Annotated in this window: 18 protein-coding genes and 1 pseudogene; 2 read left to right on the top strand and 17 right to left on the bottom strand. The window is 41.4% G+C overall.

Translation table 11 applies throughout. The annotated features are described in order from the left end of the window. Window positions 1-5: 5 nt before the first annotated feature. The 6 genes and pseudogenes from RDV49_RS04900 to RDV49_RS04875 all read right to left on the bottom strand — a co-directional run bounded on the left by RDV49_RS04900 (window position 6) and on the right by RDV49_RS04875 (window position 7237). Entirely contained in the window at window positions 6-2324 is a 2319-nt protein-coding gene (locus tag RDV49_RS04900; protein WP_003008239.1) for an HAD-IC family P-type ATPase, read from the bottom strand. A gap of 8 nt (window positions 2325-2332) precedes the next feature. Next, window positions 2333-2719, bottom strand: coding sequence for an SMU1112c/YaeR family gloxylase I-like metalloprotein (gene gloA2 / locus RDV49_RS04895; RefSeq protein WP_003008243.1), 387 nt, complete (start codon window positions 2717-2719; stop codon window positions 2333-2335). Between the two features lie 66 nt (window positions 2720-2785). Beyond that, a pseudogene (locus tag RDV49_RS10415) lies at window positions 2786-4240 on the bottom strand (DNA translocase FtsK); the annotation flags it as partial. A gap of 1058 nt (window positions 4241-5298) precedes the next feature. Then, entirely contained in the window at window positions 5299-5802 is a 504-nt protein-coding gene (locus RDV49_RS04885) for a hypothetical protein (RefSeq protein WP_003008247.1), read from the bottom strand. Continuing rightward, the gene (locus RDV49_RS04880; protein ID WP_003008248.1) at window positions 5795-6661 is read right to left on the bottom strand and encodes a hypothetical protein; all 867 of its coding nucleotides are present in this window, start codon (window positions 6659-6661) and stop codon (window positions 5795-5797) included. The genes RDV49_RS04885 and RDV49_RS04880 overlap by 8 nt, the downstream gene beginning before the upstream one ends. A gap of 69 nt (window positions 6662-6730) precedes the next feature. Beyond that, on the bottom strand, window positions 6731-7237 hold the full coding sequence (locus tag RDV49_RS04875) for a hypothetical protein (protein WP_230454170.1): 507 nt from the start codon (window positions 7235-7237) through the stop codon (window positions 6731-6733). A gap of 496 nt (window positions 7238-7733) precedes the next feature. Between RDV49_RS04875 and RDV49_RS04870 the strand changes: the two genes are divergently transcribed. Beyond that, window positions 7734-8579 (top strand): peptidylprolyl isomerase, encoded by an 846-nt coding sequence (locus RDV49_RS04870; RefSeq protein WP_037608018.1) that lies wholly within the window; start codon window positions 7734-7736, stop codon window positions 8577-8579. A gap of 33 nt (window positions 8580-8612) precedes the next feature. On the opposite strand, the gene RDV49_RS04865 is transcribed toward RDV49_RS04870, so the two are convergent. The 8 genes from RDV49_RS04865 to tmk form a co-directional block, all read right to left on the bottom strand. Next, window positions 8613-10154 carry an ABC-F family ATP-binding cassette domain-containing protein gene (locus tag RDV49_RS04865; RefSeq protein ID WP_003008254.1) on the bottom strand — a complete coding sequence of 514 codons (1542 nt, stop codon included), beginning with the start codon at window positions 10152-10154 and terminating at the stop codon, window positions 8613-8615. A gap of 363 nt (window positions 10155-10517) precedes the next feature. After that, on the bottom strand, window positions 10518-10871 hold the full coding sequence (locus RDV49_RS04860) for an arsenate reductase family protein (RefSeq protein ID WP_003008257.1): 354 nt from the start codon (window positions 10869-10871) through the stop codon (window positions 10518-10520). A 5-nt stretch (window positions 10872-10876) separates the two neighbouring features. Then, the gene (locus tag RDV49_RS04855; protein WP_003008258.1) at window positions 10877-11368 is read right to left on the bottom strand and encodes a methylated-DNA--[protein]-cysteine S-methyltransferase; all 492 of its coding nucleotides are present in this window, start codon (window positions 11366-11368) and stop codon (window positions 10877-10879) included. Next, window positions 11352-11933 (bottom strand): GNAT family N-acetyltransferase, encoded by a 582-nt coding sequence (locus RDV49_RS04850; RefSeq protein WP_003008260.1) that lies wholly within the window; start codon window positions 11931-11933, stop codon window positions 11352-11354. The genes RDV49_RS04855 and RDV49_RS04850 overlap by 17 nt, the downstream gene beginning before the upstream one ends. A 17-nt stretch (window positions 11934-11950) precedes the next feature. After that, window positions 11951-12808: a 16S rRNA (cytidine(1402)-2'-O)-methyltransferase gene (rsmI, locus tag RDV49_RS04845; RefSeq protein ID WP_003008262.1), complete on the bottom strand. Its 858-nt coding sequence runs from the start codon at window positions 12806-12808 to the stop codon at window positions 11951-11953. A gap of 2 nt (window positions 12809-12810) precedes the next feature. Further along, window positions 12811-13131, bottom strand: coding sequence for a DNA replication initiation control protein YabA (gene yabA, locus RDV49_RS04840; RefSeq protein ID WP_003005416.1), 321 nt, complete (start codon window positions 13129-13131; stop codon window positions 12811-12813). Window positions 13132-13140: 9 nt separating this feature from the next. Continuing rightward, complete coding sequence (locus RDV49_RS04835) at window positions 13141-14034, bottom strand: DNA polymerase III subunit delta' (protein ID WP_003008264.1); 894 nt, start codon at window positions 14032-14034, stop codon at window positions 13141-13143. Beyond that, a complete protein-coding gene (gene tmk / locus RDV49_RS04830; RefSeq protein WP_003008266.1) occupies window positions 14031-14669 on the bottom strand; it encodes a dTMP kinase in 639 nt (212 codons plus the stop codon). The genes RDV49_RS04835 and tmk overlap by 4 nt, the downstream gene beginning before the upstream one ends. A gap of 149 nt (window positions 14670-14818) precedes the next feature. On the opposite strand from tmk, the gene RDV49_RS04825 reads away from it, so the two are divergent. After that, window positions 14819-15706, top strand: a complete 888-nt coding sequence (locus RDV49_RS04825; RefSeq protein ID WP_003008268.1) for a YitT family protein — start codon at window positions 14819-14821, stop codon at window positions 15704-15706. A 366-nt stretch (window positions 15707-16072) separates the two neighbouring features. Here RDV49_RS04825 and RDV49_RS04820 read toward each other — a convergent pair whose 3' ends face one another. The 3 genes from RDV49_RS04820 to RDV49_RS04810 form a co-directional block, all read right to left on the bottom strand. Then, window positions 16073-16729: a CBS domain-containing protein gene (locus RDV49_RS04820; protein ID WP_037608021.1), complete on the bottom strand. Its 657-nt coding sequence runs from the start codon at window positions 16727-16729 to the stop codon at window positions 16073-16075. Between the two features lie 150 nt (window positions 16730-16879). Beyond that, on the bottom strand, window positions 16880-18118 hold the full coding sequence (locus RDV49_RS04815) for an MFS transporter (RefSeq protein WP_003008272.1): 1239 nt from the start codon (window positions 18116-18118) through the stop codon (window positions 16880-16882). 213 nt (window positions 18119-18331) lie between these two features. Further along, complete coding sequence (locus RDV49_RS04810) at window positions 18332-19198, bottom strand: Rgg/GadR/MutR family transcriptional regulator (protein WP_003008274.1); 867 nt, start codon at window positions 19196-19198, stop codon at window positions 18332-18334. Window positions 19199-19636 lie beyond the last annotated feature (438 nt).

Below are 19636 nucleotides of genomic sequence, written 5' to 3'. Positions count from 1 at the left end.
TTTTTTTATTTCTTTCGATGAAAGAGCCAGCCTACTAACTTCTTGAAGAATTGAATCAAGAAGAGAGAAAGAACTGCCATGACGGCACAAATAAGTAACGTTTGAAGCCTCAAGGGGCTCATGATAAAGAATCTCCCTAGGATACTGCTTGAAATCAGAAAAGCCAGGATATTTCCTAGGAGAACCAGTCTCTTGTAGTGATTGAGAGGCTGGGATTCTTGATAGATGATGGTAAAGCCGACGAAGGCCATCAAGCAGATGGCTGCACTCGAGAGCTCTTCCGACTTGATACCAAATGCTGAAGAGAGCAAAACCAGACTAAAGATTAGTATAAAATCCGTCAAGGCAGCAGGCAGTGCATTTTTAAAGACAGTTTCGATAAAGCGTCCTTTGATACGTTCGCTATTGGGCTCAAGCGCTAGGAAGAATCCTGGAATCCCAATTGTAAAACCACTAATCAAAGACATCTGCGACGGCATGATGGGATAGGTAAAGGCTAAGAGCGTCACTGAGATAGCCAACAAAATGGAGAAAATATTCTTGATCAAAAAGAGACTAGCTGATCGTTGAATGTTATTGACCACCCGCCGACCTTCTGCCACGATAGACGGCATCTTCCCAAAGTCGGAATCCAGTAAGACCACTTGTGCCATCTTTTTGGTCGCATCATTTCCAGATTCCATCGCAATACTACAATCCGCTGTTTTTAAGGCTAAAATATCATTGACACCATCTCCGGTCATAGCGACCTTGTGTCCTTTTGCCTGCAAGCCTTCTACAAGGCTTTTCTTTTGCTCTGGGGTCACCCGACCAAAGACTGTATACTGGCTCGCCGCTTGGTGCAAGTCTTCTTCCGTCTGCAAGGTTCTGGCATCGATCAAGTCTTCTGCTCCTTCAATGCCTGCTTTTTGTGCAATAGCTGAGACTGTAGCAGGGTTGTCCCCTGAAATGACCTTAATGGTTACACCTTGTTCTTTAAAGTAGGCGAAGGTTTCTTTGGCATTTTTTCTCAAAGGATTGGAGAGAATAATCCAGGCTACCAAATCTACAGGAGCCTCTAACGTCTCTCTAAGGTCTTCTCCCCTATATTTTCCAAAGGCCAAGACCCGATTACCTGCCTGCGTAGCTGGGGCGATCTCTTTTTCAAGCTCAGAGAAGCTCTCTCGTAAAACAAATTCTGGTGCGCCTAATACATAGATCCCGCCTTCAAAGGCAATGGTCCCATACTTTTTCTTGGATGTAAAGGGCTGAACGTCTAGAGTCTTCCAAGGCTGACTGACTGGAGTCTTGTGAAATTTACGGATGGCATCCATGGTGTCATTTTGATCCATACTAGCCTTGACATACTGAACTAGAGCTTCCAAGTCTTGAGCGCCTTTAACCGGACGAATCTCTGTCACTTCCATCCCCGGCTCTGTAATGGTCCCTGTCTTATCGACACAAAGGACATCCACGCGCGATAAGGTCTCAATCCCCTTCATGCTATTGAGCAGAACCTTTTCCTTGGCCAATCTGACAGCACCAAGAGCCAGCGCCAAGGTCATCAAGAGGTACAAACCTTCTGGAATCATCCCGATCAAGGCTCCGACTGTTGAAGTCACACTGAGCTTAAGGCTGTCACCTAGGCTGACATAGCTCCGAAGAAAAAGGAGGGAACCTATAGGAATGATAAGGAGACCAATGATCCCTACGATGCGGTTAACCGCATGAACCATATCAGATTCCTCATGGGACTTGACCTGCTTGGCTTCCAAGCTCAATTGGTTGATGTAGGAGTCATTCCCCACTTTTTCCAATCGCGCCAGTCCTTGACCAGCAATCACAAAGCTACCTGACATGAGCGCATCTTGCGCTCCTTTTTTAACCTCATCAGCTTCACCGGTTAATTGTGACTCATCGACTTTTAAGTCGCCCTCCAGCAAGATCCCATCCGCATAGATTTGGTCTCCAGCTTGAAAGCGAACCAGATCCCCCTCCACCAGCTGATCGATAGGTAGAGCGACTTCTTTGCCTTCGCGAAGAGCGATCGCCTCACTCATGTGTAGAAATTGCATCTGACGCAAGATCCGTCTAGAACGGACTTCCTGCACAATTCCAACTAAGGAGTTGACCACGACAATCGGGACAAACAAGAGATTGTTCCAAGACTTCACTGCTACCAGCAAAATAGCCAAAATCAAAAATATCAGATTAAAGTAGGTAAAGACATTGTCTCGAATGATCTGTCCTAGGCTTTTTTCTGTCTTGATTGTGACCTTATTTTGCTTGCCCTCTTGGATCTTTTTCGCTACTTCTTCCTGACTGAGTCCTTCTAATCTATCCATTGCGTTCCTCACTCATGTATTTCCAAGGGCAATCCTTCTGGATCGAAGAAAAATGCCATTTTCTTACCATCAAAGTCATCATAGCGAAGGCCTGTATTCTCAATACCTAGCTGATCCAATCTAGCTAGATAGGCCTCTACATCTTCCACTTTAAAGGCTAGATGACGCAGTCCCGCATGCTCTGGTAAGGGAAGCTTAGGTCGTTCTGGGGCCGTCGGTTTGATAAAGAGTTCTAAAGTCAGCTGGCCCTGACGGAGATTGATCAAGATATCTCCGCGTTCAGGACGGTCAAATTCACTGACAATCGCAAAGCCCAACTGGTCCACATAGAAATGCAACATGGCATCGCGATCCCGTCCAATGATGGCAATATGATGAATCATGTCTAACTTCATCTGGTCCTACTTTCTATTTTCTATAAAAAGAAAAGGGAGTGGGACAAGCGCCCTTTTTCCCTATCCTTATGATTGTTGCAATACTTTCCGAGGCTTGGTTCCTTCAGCAGGTCCAATCACACCCGCTGCTTCCAACTCTTCCATGAGGCGAGTCGCTCGGTTAAAGCCAACGGATAAGCGGCGCTGAATCATCGACGCACTGGCTTTTTGAGTTTCAACCACGAGCGCCTTGGCCTCTTCAAAGAGAGGATCCCCCTCATCGGAGCCACCCATGCCTCCGTCAAAGTCCGACTCGGATACTTCTCCTGGATCAAAGGCATCATCATAATCGGCTTCTGCTTGTTCTTTGACAAAATTCACAATCCGCTCGACATCGTCATCTGAGATAAAGGACCCTTGTAAACGAATCGGATGATTTTCATCGATCGGTTTAAAGAGCATGTCCCCACGACCGAGCAATTTCTCTGCTCCATTTTCATCCAAGATGGTCCGTGAGTCGGTCCCAGATGATACCGCAAAAGCGACACGGGAAGGCACATTGGCCTTGATCAAACCTGAGATAACGTCAACCGATGGCCGCTGAGTCGCCAAGATCATGTGGATCCCTGCCGCACGAGCCTTCTGTCCCAGGCGGATAATGGCATCTTCCACTTCTTTACTTGCGACCATCATCAAGTCTGCCAACTCATCAACAATGACCACAATCAATGGAAGGGGAACTTGCTTCATCTCAGACTGGGCATTGTACTCAGCCACCTTGGCATTAAAGCCAGCAATATTGCGAGCACCCACTTTCGAGAAGAGCTCGTAGCGATTTTCCATCTCATCAACGACCTTCTGCAGGGCTCGACTGGCCTTTCGTGGGTTGGTCACAACTGGGATCAAAAGGTGAGGAATATCATTGTAGACTGAAAGCTCCACCATCTTTGGATCGACCATCATAAACTTGACTTCGTCCGGACGGGCCTTCATCAAGATACTCGAAATAATCCCATTGACCGCTACTGACTTACCAGATCCAGTAGACCCCGCTACCAAGAGGTGGGGCATCCGAGCCAAATCAAAAGTCCGAGCTGAACCATCTACAGCCTTCCCAAGAGGAATCTCAAGGAGTTTAGCTGGATCTGTTTTGGACTGCTCCCACAATTCACGGAAGGAAACGGTCGCTATCTCTGAGTTAGGCACTTCAATCCCGACCAGAGACTTCCCTGGAATCGGTGCTTCAATCCGAACATCCTTGGCAGCTAGAGCCAAGGCCAAATCATCTGCTAGATTGGAGATGCGGTTGACCCGTACTCCGACAGCTGGCTTGACTTCATACTTGGTAACAGAAGGACCGATCTCTGCCCGCTCCACTGTCGCCTTGATATTGAAGCTTGCAAAGGTCTCTTCCAAAATGCGGATGTTCTGGCGAACGATGTTTTTCTCTTTGGATTGATTTTTGGGCTTGTCAGGTGCGAAGAGATCAATAGTTGGAAGCTTGTACTGGAGGAGTTCCTTAGGTGTGAAATCCACTTGAACTTCTTCCCCATCATCCTCGAATTCTTCGGCTTTCGGAAACTCTTCGTATGCTTCAGGCTCTTCAGGCCATTCTTCATCTGGCAGGTAGATCTCTGGTGTTGCTGGTGCAACAATTTCGGCTTCTGGGAAAGACTCTGTGAACGGCTCCTCCGCCAACACCTCGCCCGTTTCAGGGTCTACAGGATGCCCTTCCATTGAAAGGGGAGTTGGAAGAATTGCACTTGCTTCTTCTTGCTCTCTTTCAGCTGCAGCAGCTTCCTCAGCAGCTCTCGCTTCCTTTTCAAGGAACTTCTGCTCGCGACGTTCTTTGCGTTTTTCCATAGAAGCATGGAAGGCTTCCGACCCCTTTTCAAACAAATCATAGATGGAGTAAGGACTCATCAAGAGGATCCCCAATCCAATAAAGAGAAGGCCAATAAAATAAGAGCCAATATTTGAAAAGAGGAAGGAAATCGGAGCATAAAGAAGGGCACCGATCATACCGCCACCAGCAAAGCTCTCCACTCGCAGATGAATCAGGTCTGCCATGATTCTTGAAAAGGTGACCTTGATCCCATTATTGTCTAAATGAAGGGAGGATACAAAGAAGGCCTGAAACATCAAGAGAACCCCAGCAAAGAAGCTTAGGAATCCTGAAATCACCCCTTCGTGTTTGTCCAGCCATTTAAAGGCATAGAGGTAGAAAAAGGTCGCTAAAATAGCCAAGTAAGCCAAACTCCCAACAAACAGTCGGATTAAGTTGTAGGCCAAGACCCCTACTGCCCCCAATTTCAAGGCCGCAAAGACTAAAACCAGACTGATCAGAATGGTCACAATCATGCGATGAATCGCTTTTTTTCTTTCTAATTCTGCTTTAGACAGTCGTCTCGTCGACCGTGTTTTTTTTGATTGATTATTGTTTGCCATAACCTTTATTATATCACATTTCTAAGCCAGTTCTCTAGTAAAATCATTTCCTCAATTTTTCAGAATAAAGTAAAAAAACAGCACCGATTGGGCACTGTTCTTTAGAGCTGTTTAGAACGATATTCAATGATGTTCAAATTCCAAAATGGTTCTTACTCAGATTTTTTATCCTCCGGTGTGATGGTATCTAGAACTTGGTCGAATTTTTGCTCTCTTTCCAAGTCATGATCCATTTGAATGATATCGATTTGATCTTGTACATTTGTTTGTTGGACTTGTGGTTTATATAGTGAGGTAAATCCTACTCCAATCACCAGTAGACTCGCTCCAAGGACGCAAAGTCTTTTGACATGCCAAGCCATAGGCAAGGGAATTTTTGCTCCGAAACCTGATTTCTTGACCCAATCCGGATGGTCTCGCATCACGCGATTTGCTACCATCAGAGGCTTCAAGTAGCCAAAGAGCGCAATGACCGTTGTCAAACCAATACCCCGAAAACGATTCTGATTGGACGGAGAAACATGGTTCACATCCATAAATACCATTCCCGTAATCACTAAAATAATGACCAGTAATAAGCCCAAAGATCTCCAAAGAACTTCTCTACGGTAACATTTCAATTCATCAAACGACATCTCGTTAAAATTCTTATTCATTTTTCAATAACTCCTTGTGTTTGTTCAAGTACTTCTTGCCATACCACTCTTCCAGCGATTTTCCTTCGAACTCGCGATATTCCTCTGAATATTTATTTCGGTAGTAGCCGTAAAGTGAATATGGTAACAGCATCACTACTTCCATACTCAAAACAATAATATTTGCAAAAAATACCATTCCTATAAATGAGATGGTTCCTAAAAAATCACCTTTTACTTCTCCAATTTTGGGGAAAAGAAATTTCAGAACCATCCAACCTGCTACAATTATTCCACCTAGTCCAGTAATGACTTCTATGATCTTTTGCTGTCTAGCAGTTACACTAGGATCCTGCACTCCATAAAGACGAGTTTTTAGCGATTTCATTCTAGATTGGATAATCATAAACAATATGATTCCGGTAAGAACATAGAATAAAACCAACCCCAAAATCGTAAGGTATCTACCTATGATGGTGATAAAAAACAAATTCAGAGCAAGCACCATCCAAATCAGATACAGATTCAAATTCAAGATACTAGTATAAGGAATCTTTGCATCATATTTTCTACGCAGATTTTTTCTGCAAGCAAGAAACCACAAAAACCAGCACAAGAAAAACAGCCAAAGTGGATAGAAATTGATCCCCCAGGTATCAAATGGTGCTTCTGGATCAGGGTGATGAATTTGCGTCTCCATTAATGCAGAAAATCCAAACATGAACAGTATCCCCAAAAATGAAAATAGTTTTCTCGCAATACTAAATGTCTTTGTGTAGATTTTTCGACTATTTGTGTCCTTGACCATATAATCGATAAAGCCATCGTGACGCAAACGACGGCTTTCATAAAAATTAGCCTTAAAGATTGATTTCTTCATTCTTACCTTCCAAAAACTCCTTGTATTTGTTCAGACTCTTTCAATTAATCTCTATTTCGATTAGAGGATTTACAGATGACTGCCCTCATCCTCCAAGTATTGCTTAGCCTTTCGAACGATATAGAGCGACTCATCCTCTGAAACCAACTTGTGAAAGAGATCATTGGCTCTGTGCTGATCACCTTTAAGAGTAGCATTCAAGGCTTGGTAGTAGATAATTTCCAACTGCTGGTACTTGAAATCATTGCTTAAATCTTCGAAATAGTCATTGCTTTGATGCGCAATGGTTAAATCATAAAGGGCAAGACAGACCTTTCTTGTTTTCTCAGCCAGTGTCGGGTCTGTGATAGTCAATTCATTCAACCGACCCTCCAGTTCTCCTCTAGACAAATCAGGATCTGTCAGGACAGTTGATCGCATGAGATAACTTTCAAAAAAGTTTTTATATTTCTGCGGATAATCCGTCTGACTAAGTGCTTCCCTAGCTTCTTTTATGACAGTATCAAAATCTCCCATCATAAAAGAATAGGCAACCGATGTCAGCTTAATATCTATCTGTGAAATAGCTTTTTTCACATTCTTGTTCAACTGAAGGTATTGCTGCCAAAAAGCTAAATCTAAGTTTACATGGAGCAAGGTGTTGCACTTGTTGGTGTAGCTTTTCTTGAGCAATTGGATGAATAAAATCAAGCATGCAAGGACCAATAAAACGCCACAGTCTGAAGAAGAGTATCCCTGACCACTAATCCAATGCAAAAGATCAGAAGCATTGCTAACAAGCCTGCAGATCTAATATAGAGTCTATAGTTTTTGCGTAGATTTTTATAATCCAATTTGTAGCCTCCTATTCATGATACAGTTTTTGAAGGAATTCGTTCATTTTCAAACAAATTAACATATCTCCCATCATACCGAATTTTCTATCTCTACGCAACTTCCTTCTTAATTAGTGATTTATCAAGCATTGACAATCTTTAACCAACTTTAGTGAAGAGAGATTTCCGTCTAAATTTGAAAGTATCGTAAAATTAAGGTACAATAGAGGAAGACAACTATGTTGGAAAGGAAGAATATGAAAAAATTAATCGCATTACTATTATTTTCCGGCTTGGCTTTAACAGCTTGTTCGTCCAATAAAACAGACGCTAACTCTTCAAGCTCAAGTAAAGAAAAGACAGAGCAGACAGCAACTTCTAGCTCTAGTGAAAAAGATCAAAAGAAAATTGAAGAAGAACAAAAGAAATTAGAACAACTGCGCAAAGATTTTAACGATGCCATGACCAATGAAAATGCCGTCTTCCCACAACTCTCAAATGAAGTGGCTGAAGACGAAGCAGAGGTTAAAATCACAACAACTGAAGGCGATATCACTGTGAAGCTCTTCCCTAAATATGCCCCACTTGCAGTTGAAAACTTCTTGACCCATGCAAAAGAAGGCTACTACAATGGCTTACTTTTCCACCGTGTCATTAACAACTTTATGATCCAAACTGGGGATCCTAAGGGAGATGGTACTGGTGGCGAATCCATCTGGAAGGGCAAAGACAAATCCAAAGATTCAGGTACTGGTTTTGAGAATGAGTATTCTCCATACCTTTACAACCTTCGTGGAGCCCTTGCCATGGCCAATTCTGGTCCAAATACCAATGGTAGTCAATTCTATATTAACCAAAATAAGGATGATATTTCAAGTAAACTCCCAACTGACCGCTTCCCAGCTAAGATCATCGATGCTTATAAAAATGGTGGAAATCCAACCCTCGATGGTGGTAACTACACTGTCTTTGGCCAAGTGATCGATGGCATGGATGTGGTCGATAAAATCGCCTCTGCCGAAACCGATGATAAGGACAAACCAAAAACAGATATCAAGATCGAGAAAATCGAGATCTTAAAAGACTACAATTTCAAGAAATAATGAAAAGAGAACCAAACGGTTCTCTTTTTGTCTTTACGTCAATTCATTAAAGTCCCAGATTTGGTCCATCCAGCCTTCATAGAAATCTGGCTCGTGGCAAACCATGAGAATCGATCCCTTGTACTCTTTCAGAGCCCGTTTCAATTCATCTTTGGCATCCACATCCAAGTGGTTGGTCGGCTCATCTAGTACCAAGACATTGTTTTCACGGTTCATCAAGAGACAGAAGCGTACCTTGGCTTGCTCTCCACCGGATAGCACCTGGATTTGGCTCTCGATATGTTTGGTGGTCAAACCACAGCGAGCAAGGGCGGCACGGACTTCTGCTTGGTTGAGAGCCGGAAAGGCATCCCAAACTGCTTCAAGCGGTGTCTGGCGATTGCCACCTTCGACCTCTTGCTCAAAATAGCCAAGCTCTAGGTAATCTCCCCGCTCTACTTCTCCAGCAATCGGTGGGATGATTCCAAGCAAGCTCTTCAAGAGAGTGGTTTTCCCGATCCCGTTGGCTCCGATGATGGCTACCTTTTGATTGCGTTCAAACGTTAGGTTCAAAGGCTTGGTCAAAGGACGGTCATAGCCAATCTGAAGATCCTTGGCCTGGAAGATAAAGCGTCCAGGAGTCCGGGCATTTTTAAATTCAAAGGATGGCTTTGGTTTCTCACTTTGTAACTCAATGAGTTCCATCTTGTCCAGCTTCTTCTGACGAGACATGGCCATATTCCGTGTAGCCACACGCGCCTTATTGCGGGCTACGAAATCTTTCAAATCAGCAATCTCTTTTTGCTGGCGCTCATAAGCCGCTTCCAATTGCGATTTCTTCATTTCATAGACTTCAAGGAATTGGTAGTAGTCTCCTGAATAGCGGGTTAACTGCTGATTTTCCACATGGTAGACGATATTGATCACATCGTTCAAGAATGGAATGTCGTGGGAAATGAGGACAAAGGCATTTTCATAATTCTGCAAATAGCGTTTGAGCCAATCGATGTGCTCTGCATCCAAGTAGTTGGTTGGCTCGTCTAGTAGCAAGATATCTGGTTTTTCTAGCAAGAGTTTGGCCAAGAGGACCTTGGTCCGTTGCCCACCTGACAAGGAGGTCACATCTGTATCCATGCCAAAGTCCATGACCCCAAGAGCACGCGCCACTTCATCAATCTTGGCATCCAAGGTATAAAAATCACGACTTTCTAGACGCTCTTGAAGTTCCCCAACCTCTTCCATCAGAGCATCAACATCGGCTCCCTCTTCCGCCATGGCCATATAGAGGTCATTGATGCGAGCTTCAGCTGTGAACAACTCATCAAAAGCGGTCCGTAAAACATCGCGAACCGTTTGTCCTTCTTCTAAGACCGAATGCTGATCCAGGTAACCTGCCGTCACATACTTAGACCACTCCACCTTGCCTTCGTCAGGTTGCATCTTACCAGTCACGATGCTCATGAAGGTCGATTTTCCCTCACCATTGGCCCCGACAAGACCGATATGCTCTCCCTTTAACAAACGGAAGGACACATCCTCAAAAATCGCACGGTCCCCAAAACCGTGACTCAAATTTTTCACTTCTAAAATACTCATGCTTGACTCTCTTTCATTGATTTCACTCGTATGATTATATCATCTTCACTGCAAAATGAAAAGGGAGCCCAACTCCCTTTAGAATATATATAAATAAATTATAAGTAAGATAGGTTACGCGATTTTGTCAAGAAATCAAAATAAGTTCTAACTTATGAATCTCATAAAGAATATACCGAAACTTTCCGCCGTGAGAAAAGTGCTAGAAACATTATTGTTTCTAGCACTCGGGAGTTTTGAGACCTTAGGCTCAAAACTAAGTCATGGAACTTCTTTGAAGTTCGCTGACGTCCGTACTCACCCAAGGAAAGCTTCTGGCATACCTTTATTATAGATCTGAAGAAAATCCAACTCCCTTTTCTTTTACAAACCTAAGTCTGCGTATGGTTTTCGGTAGCCCACTTGAACAACTTTTCCGTCTTTGACAAGCAAAGGCCGCTTGATCAGCATACCGTCTGAAGCAAGGAGATCCGCCGCTTCTTTCACTGTCAGTTGATCCACCTTATCTTTCAAACCGAGTTCCCGGTATTTCATTCCGCTAGTATTGAAGAAAGACTTGATTGGTAGGCCAGAAGCTGCCATCCAGTCTTGCAATTCTTGGCTAGTCGGTGTTTCTGTGACGATGTTTTGGCTTTGAAACTCACATTCGAGACCGTCCAATTCTGATTTAGCCTTTCGACAAGTCGAACATTTTGGGTATTCAATAAATGTATACATCGATTTTATTTCTCCTTCCAGGTAATTCCTTCATGGTGTAAGAGCCAGCGTTTGCGATCGAGTCCAGATGCATAGCCCGTCAGTTGTCCATCTTTTCCCATCACGCGGTGGCAAGGGACTAAGATCGTCAAGGGATTGCGTCCAACAGCCTGTCCCACGGCTTGGGCTGAACCACAAGAAAAATCCTGGGCCAGCTGGCCATAGGTCTTGGTCTCACCATATGGGATCTCTCGCAATAACTGCCACACCCGCTCTTGAAAAGCTGTCCCTTGCGGTGCTAGTGGAAAGCTGATAGCGATTGGATCCCCCGCAAAATAGTGGTCCAACCACTCCTTCACCTTCTCATGGAAGGGATGGACCTGCTCCAGCGCCCCATAGGGATCAGTCGCCTCCTCTTTCGGATCATAAAAATCAAGCTCAACAAGGCCTTCTTCACTGACAATGATCGAAAGAAGCTCCATAGGGCTTTCATAAAATTGTTTAAGATAGAGAGTCATTGTAGGCCGCTTCTGCTCTTTGGTCCCAGCGGTCCTCTTCTGAGACCACTTGGAATAGACTAGTTTCTGCTTTTCGTTTGATCTTTTGATAAGCCAGACGGACGCCATCAATGGGGACCTTTCCACAATAATGGTAGCCCAATTTTTCAAGTAAATGCTGCATCACCAGATTATCCGGGTGCGTATCGCAACGGAAATCTGGCCCTTTTTCCCCTTCGATTAAACCTTGAAGGAAGGTCTGCGCTACCCCTTTGCCAGCAGCTTCTTTGGCTACAGCGACCCGGTGAAAAGTGACATACATATAGTTGTCATGCTCCCACTTACCATCATAAATCTCATTGTAAGCCGCTTCGTTGCCCTTGTAGACAGCTGCATAGGCCACGACTTCCTGATCTTCAACGGCGACATAGCCACGACTTTCTAGAATATCCTCAAAAATGATCTCTTCATCTGGATAGCCATCCTGCCACTGGTCGACCTGTCTTTGAGCCAGGCTTTCCTTGGCATCTTGGATAATTTCCATAATTCGCTTAATCTCGTTGGGATAAGCCATTCTAATTTCCATCCTGCTTCCAACCTTTCCTAGTCTTGATGGTAACGAGCATAGAGCTCACTCTTTTGCAGGCCATATTGTTTGGCGACCTGTTTAATTGCTTGATTTTTCTTCATGCCCTCTTGGACCAAGGTGTCGATCTCTTGAATCAAGTCGACCTCTTCTAGGTCTAGCTCTTCTTCCTTGGCTCCTTCGACGATCAAGAGACACTCCCCTTTGAGGGGATTTTCTTCAAGAAATGCGACTAACTCAGAAATACTGCCACGAGTATATTCCTCGTAGATCTTGGTCAATTCACGAACCAGGACGACCGAACGATCCCCATAGACAGCCAACATATTCTCTAAGGTCGCCTTCACCCGATGGGGCGACTCATAAAAGATCTGAGTCTCAGGGTAGGCCACTTTTTCTTGGAAAAAGGCCTTTTGTTGCCCCTCTTTGCGAGGCAGAAATCCATAAAAAATATGAGGTTGAGGGGCTAGGCCACTGGCAATCAAACCCGTTATACCTGCACTAGGACCAGGCACAGCTACGACAGGAATCTCTCGTTCAATCGCTGCCTTGACCAAATCATGACCGGGGTCAGAGATACTAGGAAGTCCTGCATCTGAGACTTGCGCCACATCCTTTCCGGATTCTAAATGGGCGATCAGATCTGGAATTTTCTCCATGGCATTGTGCTCATGAAAGCTAGTCTGGGGCGTCGCAATCTCAAAATGCTTGAGCAAGAGGCCTGTATTTCTAGTATCCTCAGCTGCGATCAAGTCCACATCTTTTAAGGTCTGGACCATGCGGTAACTCATATCCTCCCGATTGCCGATCGGTGTTGGGACCAGGTAAAGCACCCCTGTTTTCTTTTCCCCTTTAAAACTTCGTTGGATCTGCATGCTTACTCCCTAAATAGCAACTCGTCACAAAACATACACTCTTCATCGTTCTCACGGCGTTGACCATAAGAATAAGTGCAAATATGAAAACCGTCGTTGTAAATGCGTTGCAAATTTTCACGTCCATGGTGTTGTGACTTTGCGGATGAAGTCTTCTCAACTTCCCCCAAACGCTCTCTCAATTTATCATTTTCTAAGCGAAGAGCTGTATTTTCTTCGATGACTTGTTTCAAATTTTTCTTGATGGCTTCAACTTCAGCCAAGGTGACCAACAAATTCTGAGAAAAGCCGTCTAAAGCATCAAATAATTCTTTTTTATTCATTCTGACTCCTTAACTTTCTAAGCTCAAAACCATATATTCTAGAGCATTTTGAAAAGAAACATTGGCCTTCCACATCCTACGAGCAAGACTCAATTTCTCAAGCAACTGCTGGGATCTACTCAAGCGCAATTGCTCTTCTAAAGCCAACTCCATCAAACGAAAGGCCTGGCTTTGTTTTTCCTTATCATCTGCTAGACTCACCAAGCGGGTCACTTCAAAATAAGCACGATTTAAATTGGATTGACAACGTTCGATGAATTGATCACAAACTTTTGCCAGTTCAAAAAACGTAGCATTCTTTTTTTGCTGCTCTGCCTCTTCGAGACTAAAACTAAAACGAGCTACTAAATTTGCCTGTGATTTGATCAAGCCTTCTTTTTCTAGTAGTTCGGTTAGGTAGGCTTGCTTTTTAGGAAAATGGACCTGCTGAGCCCGACTCCTGATGGTCGGTAAGATCAAGTTTTCATCGGATGTCAACAAGAAGAGATAGATCTCACTCTGGGGCTCCTCCATGACTTTTAAGAGAGAATTGGCCGCATTGGTATGCATCTTATCCGCATCTTGGACGATAAAGACCTGCCGACTTCCTTCAAATCCTGATTGAGAAAAGTCTTGAACGAGCGAGCGAATGCGGTCGGTCTTAATGATCTGGTTGACTGGACGCACGATCTTTACGTCTGAGAATTCTTCTTCTTCAATCAAGCGGCAGGAACGGCATTTGCCACAAGGCCAGACTCCCTGCAAATCTTCGCAAAATTGACTTTGAGCTAGCAAGAGGGCCATCTCAAAACTGGCAAAAGAACCCGTAAAGAGATAAGCATGACTGAGCTGTTTATTTTCCAAGATCTGGGTGAAGCGCTCCACCAATTCTGGCTGGAGCTGTTGGATCTCTTCTAGCTTCATTTCAATATCCCCAAGCGATTTTCTAAAACAGCCAAGACATCCGCAAAGACTGCTTCAAAGGATTGACTGGCATCGATTTTCACAATGCGCTCTGGTTCCTTTTCATACAAGGCCAAATAACCCTGTCTTACTTTTTGGTGAAGCTCCAATCCTTCCAAATCCAAACGATTGACTTCCCGCTCTTGGTTTTTGGCAATTCGAGCGAGCCCTTCTTCGACATCCACATCAAAGTAAAGGGTGAGATCTGGTTTAAGACCATCTGTCGCAAATTGATTGAGCCACTCGATATCTTCCACACTCAGACCGCGACCATACCCTTGATAAGCGACCGAGCTATCAATAAAGCGGTCCATCAAGACGATTTTCCCAGCTGCAAGGGCCGGCAAGACACGTTCCACCAAATGCTGCCGGCGACTAGCAATATAAAGCAACAACTCTGTCTTGGCATCCATACTAGTATGGTCTGGATCTAAAATGACTTGGCGGATCTTTTCTGCAATGTCTACACCGCCTGGTTCACGGGTTGTAATAAAAGGAATTCCTTTTTCTTCAAGTAGAGGCAAAACGGCTTCTAGGACCGATGATTTCCCCGCTCCTTCTGGACCTTCAAATGAAATTAATGTACCGTTTACCATAGTATCCTCTTTCTAGTTTTCTTCTTTTTATTTTACCAAAAATAAGGGTAAAAATCTTGTATTTTAGGAGAGAAAATTTTTCAAAGTCATTTTCATTTTTTCACTTTTTTGTTACAATGTTCTTATAAAGTTTTAGGAGACAACCTATCATGTTTAAATTTAAAGATATTCTGGCTATCATCTTGGGGGCCGGCATTTTTTCATTTGGGATCTATTTTTTGGTCATTCCCTTTCACTTCTATGAAGGAGGAGCGACAGGGATTACCTTGATCACCTATTACCTCTTAAAAGTCCCCGTATCCCTGATGAACTTGCTGATCAATATCCCTCTCTTCGTTCTGGCTTGGAAACTGCTGGGCAAAAAATCTCTTTATCTGAGCTTACTTGGGACTTTCTCGGTTTCGGCTTGGATGGCGATTTTTGAAGCCATGCCCCTCAGCCACCACTACCATCACTTTATCTTTACAGCCTTTAAAGGAGATATTCTGCTTGCCTGTATCGCCTCAGGGGTTGTGCTTGGTTTGGGGCTAGGGATCATCTTCAATGCTGGTGGAACTACTGGAGGAACAGATATCCTCGCTCGCATCTTTAACAAATACACTTCCCTCAGTATGGGAAAACTCATGTTGATTGTAGATGCCATTGTTCTGATAACTGTTGTCGTTGTCTTCCAAGATGTCCGTACGGCTATGTATACCCTCTTCTTTATCCTGATTGACACCCTTGTGATCGACTTGATTGGAGAAGGTGGTTTTGCTGGAAAAGGCTTCCTTATCGTCACATCTAAACCAGAAGAAATTGCCCAAAAAGTATCCGACGATCTGGGTCGCGGGATTACCTTTATCCGCGGGATGGGCTATTACAGCCGTAAGGACCTGGATATCGTCTACTGTGTCGTTTCACGGAATGAGATGAAACAAATGAAAGACATCATCAATCAGATCGATCCATTCGCCTTCATCACCATTTCTGAAGCCCATGAAATTCTCGGCGAAGGCTTTACTTTAGATAAAGAAAAACAACCCATTACCCGTTAATAGAAATAAGGCTAGATTTTCATCTAGCTTTTTTTCTATTTACGATTTTCCTTAGGTGAGTACGGATGTCAGCGAACTTTTACAAAGTTCCATGACTAAATCAAGATACAATCCGTGACCCGTATTCAATTAGTTTTGAGCCCCTTCGCTTTTTAATTTCTAAGCTCAGGCTAAAACAGTTCCCCAAACTGTTTTACTCTCAAAAATTCCGAGAGCATGAAACAAGTATGTTTCATGCTCCTTTCTCACGGCGGAAAATCTTAGAATACACGTCATAATTAATAAAATCATAATTATTTTTACAGAATTTATTAAGTTACTTTATACAAAAATCAGACTGGATTGTCATCCAGCCTGATTTTTTTATTAAATAGCTTTTGCGATTGTTCGAGTGATTTCATCAACTTTCAAACCGTTGGCTTCAAATTTACTACGGATTGTTTCTAGATCTGTCACCCCATCAATTTGGACTTCGATAACCACACGATCGTCTTTGGTTGGGATATTGACTGTATTGGCGATGTTATACCCCTCTTCTACAATCAAGTGAATGATTTGTTCTAGAACGCCAACCTTATCTTCTGTCACAAAGCGAACACGAACTCCTTCTTCTCCATAGCCCGATACTTCAAGGAAGGCACGGAAAATATCACGGTCTGTGATGACACCAGACACTTGGTCATTGTCCACGACTGGAAGAATTCCCACCTTGTTCTTATACATGAGGTAGGTCGCATCTTCTAAGCTCGCAAATTTAGAGACGGTAATGACATCGCGAAGCATGACATCTTTGACCTTGGTCTTGTTCAACAGATAGTTCATCTCGAAAATAGACAAGCTTGTTGCTTTAGATGGACTTGCTTCTGCAATCGTACCCTCTGTCACCAAACCAACCAATTTATCATTTTCAATGACTGGCAAACGGTGCAAACCTTGTTCGCGCATCAAATCTGCCGCATGGGCAATTGTAGTATCTGGACTAATGTAAACCACTTTACGTGTCATAAAATCTTTAACAGCCATAACAAGTTCTCCTATGCTTTTATTAGTTTTATTATACTTGATTTTAAGAATGATTTCAAACGCTTTCAGCAGTTTTCTCTTGTTTTCAAAATTTAGAAAAATCAAACACACGTAACTTTTTATGCAACATTTAAATCTTGCAAACTAATCTTAGTCACTAGTAACCGATTTATTAGAAAATAAGGAAAGTACAAATACCACAATGGATAATAATAAGAATACACCCCAGGCAAACTGAGAGTTCCACATAGATAAACTTGTAAACAAAATAGTTGCTATTGGCATTGATAATACTGATATAACCTTAAAAAAACTACTAGTTTGTGCAAGAATATCCGGTGGAAGTTTTACCATTAAGAGACTATTTAATTTGGGATTTACCTTACTACTAAGATACATCATGAATGCCAACACACTAAAAGAAATTATTTCCAAACCATTTATCCAACCACATATTCCAATTACTATTAATAATTCACTATCTATTTGAAGTATTTTAATAAGTGAAAGTTTAGAAAAATAATCATTAGGGGTCATTCCACCAATTAGGGCTGAAACAAATAATATTGTTTGAAGTAAAAACACCGACTGAGCAAAAGATAAACCAAAAGGAGTTATTTCTGTAAATTTCAAATTGTACATTATTAAAATAGCACTGCCTAGCGAATTTAATCCTAAAATTGAAAAAATCATTAGACCAAAACGTACTTTCTCTTGATATTTAAATATACTTTTACTATTTTTGTAAAGGTTCTTAAGTTGTAAGATAAACCCATTTTCTGGTGAATAATTAACTTCTGGATGTGTCAATTGCCTTTGGATTTTAAGCAATACCATCGATGATAATAAGAAACTTATAGCATTTATCGTAGCTAAAAAGAAGAAGTTATTATGAGAAATCGTTAGTAACCAAACTCCTAAAGTTTGACCAGAAATCAAAGTTATTTGACTAATTACTTGATCAAAAGAGTACGCTTCCATCAGGTCTTCTTCGGGAATGTGCGACTGAAACATAGGTAATACTAGGCCTCTTCTGTACTCTGCAATACAATCTGATAGGATGTTAATGAAACATACAATCGAGAAAACTAGCCATGAATTTTCTTTCGATAAGAACGCAACCATAATAAATAATACTGCTTGTATATATCCTAATAATAGCAACCACAATTTCTTATTCTTTGTTTTGTCAGCCTGCATTGCAATAAAAAGAGCACAAATCGTTGGAATATATTGTATAAAACTTGCTACACCAACCGCCAATTTACTATTCGCCATACTTGCTGCAAAAACTACAAAAACAAGATTATAAATAGTTGATCCTAAATCATCGAAGAAACTAGACAAGACCAGATTCCTAAAAAAAATATTTCTTAAAAAAACTTTCATCTGCTATACCTTTCTAGTAGAAACTTGATAGACATAACTTCATTCAAATAAAAAATATTTTTAAGTCTTTCAGAATTACTTTTTCTTTTATATGAATTAACAAAATATCGAAGTATTTAATTGTTATATCTAAATATAGTTTACTACTAAATTTTAAATATTTAACAGAGTTTCAAATATGAAATATCCTATCTCATACATCTGATCTTTTGCCTAATTTATATGTATCCCAAACTGGTCCAATTTTACCTCTAAAATATTAATCAGTTGACTATCACCAACAACTCGAAGAGACTCTATAAATTGTTTAATTTCCTTTTTAGAATTTTTTGAATTTAAGTAACCATTTACTAATTTTAAAAATTTTAACAACATGATTTCTAGCATGTCATATGGGAAAAGAAGCTTTTCTAGCTCGAGTATAAACAATGGAACTTGAGTATCAATTTTTCTTAAAATTAATTCGCCAATTAAATTTATGTACGTTAATTTTAAAGAACTTAAATTGTGTTTAAGAAAATTATAATCTTTAGTCCTTTCCGCAAGCTGATCTCCAAAAAATAATAAATCTTCATCAGAAATTAAAGTCATGGTATTCCCAAATACATATAATTCAAACCATGTCCAAGATTCAATTGAAAATAGATAATCTACCAATACTTTTCTATCTTCTATATTTATTTCATAGTTTTGATCTAATGAATGAATCGCATTTTCAATAATAAATGACTGAATTCTTTGATATTGATCCGTCTCTTCACTCTGTAATACTTCAGTTAATAGATACTCTAATCCTTTAATATCCTGTTTCAAAAATAAAGTGGATATCTTCTTACCTAAAATAATATCTTTAGGTAATTCATAATTATTTAATTTATGGCCAAACTCTTCAAAAGTCATGTGAATTGATTCTATCGCTATTAATAATTTATCAGCACTTAACATTGTTTGCCCATTCTCAAATTTAGACAATTGTGCTATGCTTAATCCTTTTCTAGCAACATCCTTTTGTTTTAAGCCTCTGGCGATTCTTAGTTCCTTATATAATTCACCCAATTGAATTTTTCGATCTATATGCATAACTTATTATCCATTTCAGTCATTAGTAATTACGTTTATTTTACCAAATTAATAAAGGAAATTATATATTTTAAATTATTTTACTAAGAAAAAATCTCAGCCAGTACAAATGAAAAAAGAAAGGCCTTCAGGACCTTTCTTTCGAACATATTCAAACCGTTTTTCCTATAAAATTAGATTAATGTTTCTTCATAATAGAAATTATGCTATTTTTGAATCATTAGGAGTATATAGAAACTTTCCGCCGTGAGAAAAGTGCTTGAAACAAGTTTATTTCAAGCACTCGGGAGTTTTGAGACCTTAGGCTCAAAACTAAGTCATGGAACTTCGTAGAAGTTCGCTGACGTCCGTACTCACCTAAGGAAAGTTTCTAAATTATCTTTGTCATCAATCCGAAGAAAGGTCTTCAAGACCTTTCTTTTTAACATTCTAGTGAAC

It is taken from the genome of Streptococcus parasanguinis, assembly GCF_031582885.1.
Classification (GTDB): domain Bacteria; phylum Bacillota; class Bacilli; order Lactobacillales; family Streptococcaceae; genus Streptococcus; species Streptococcus parasanguinis_M.
This window is presented reverse-complemented; position numbering and strand designations above follow the sequence as displayed.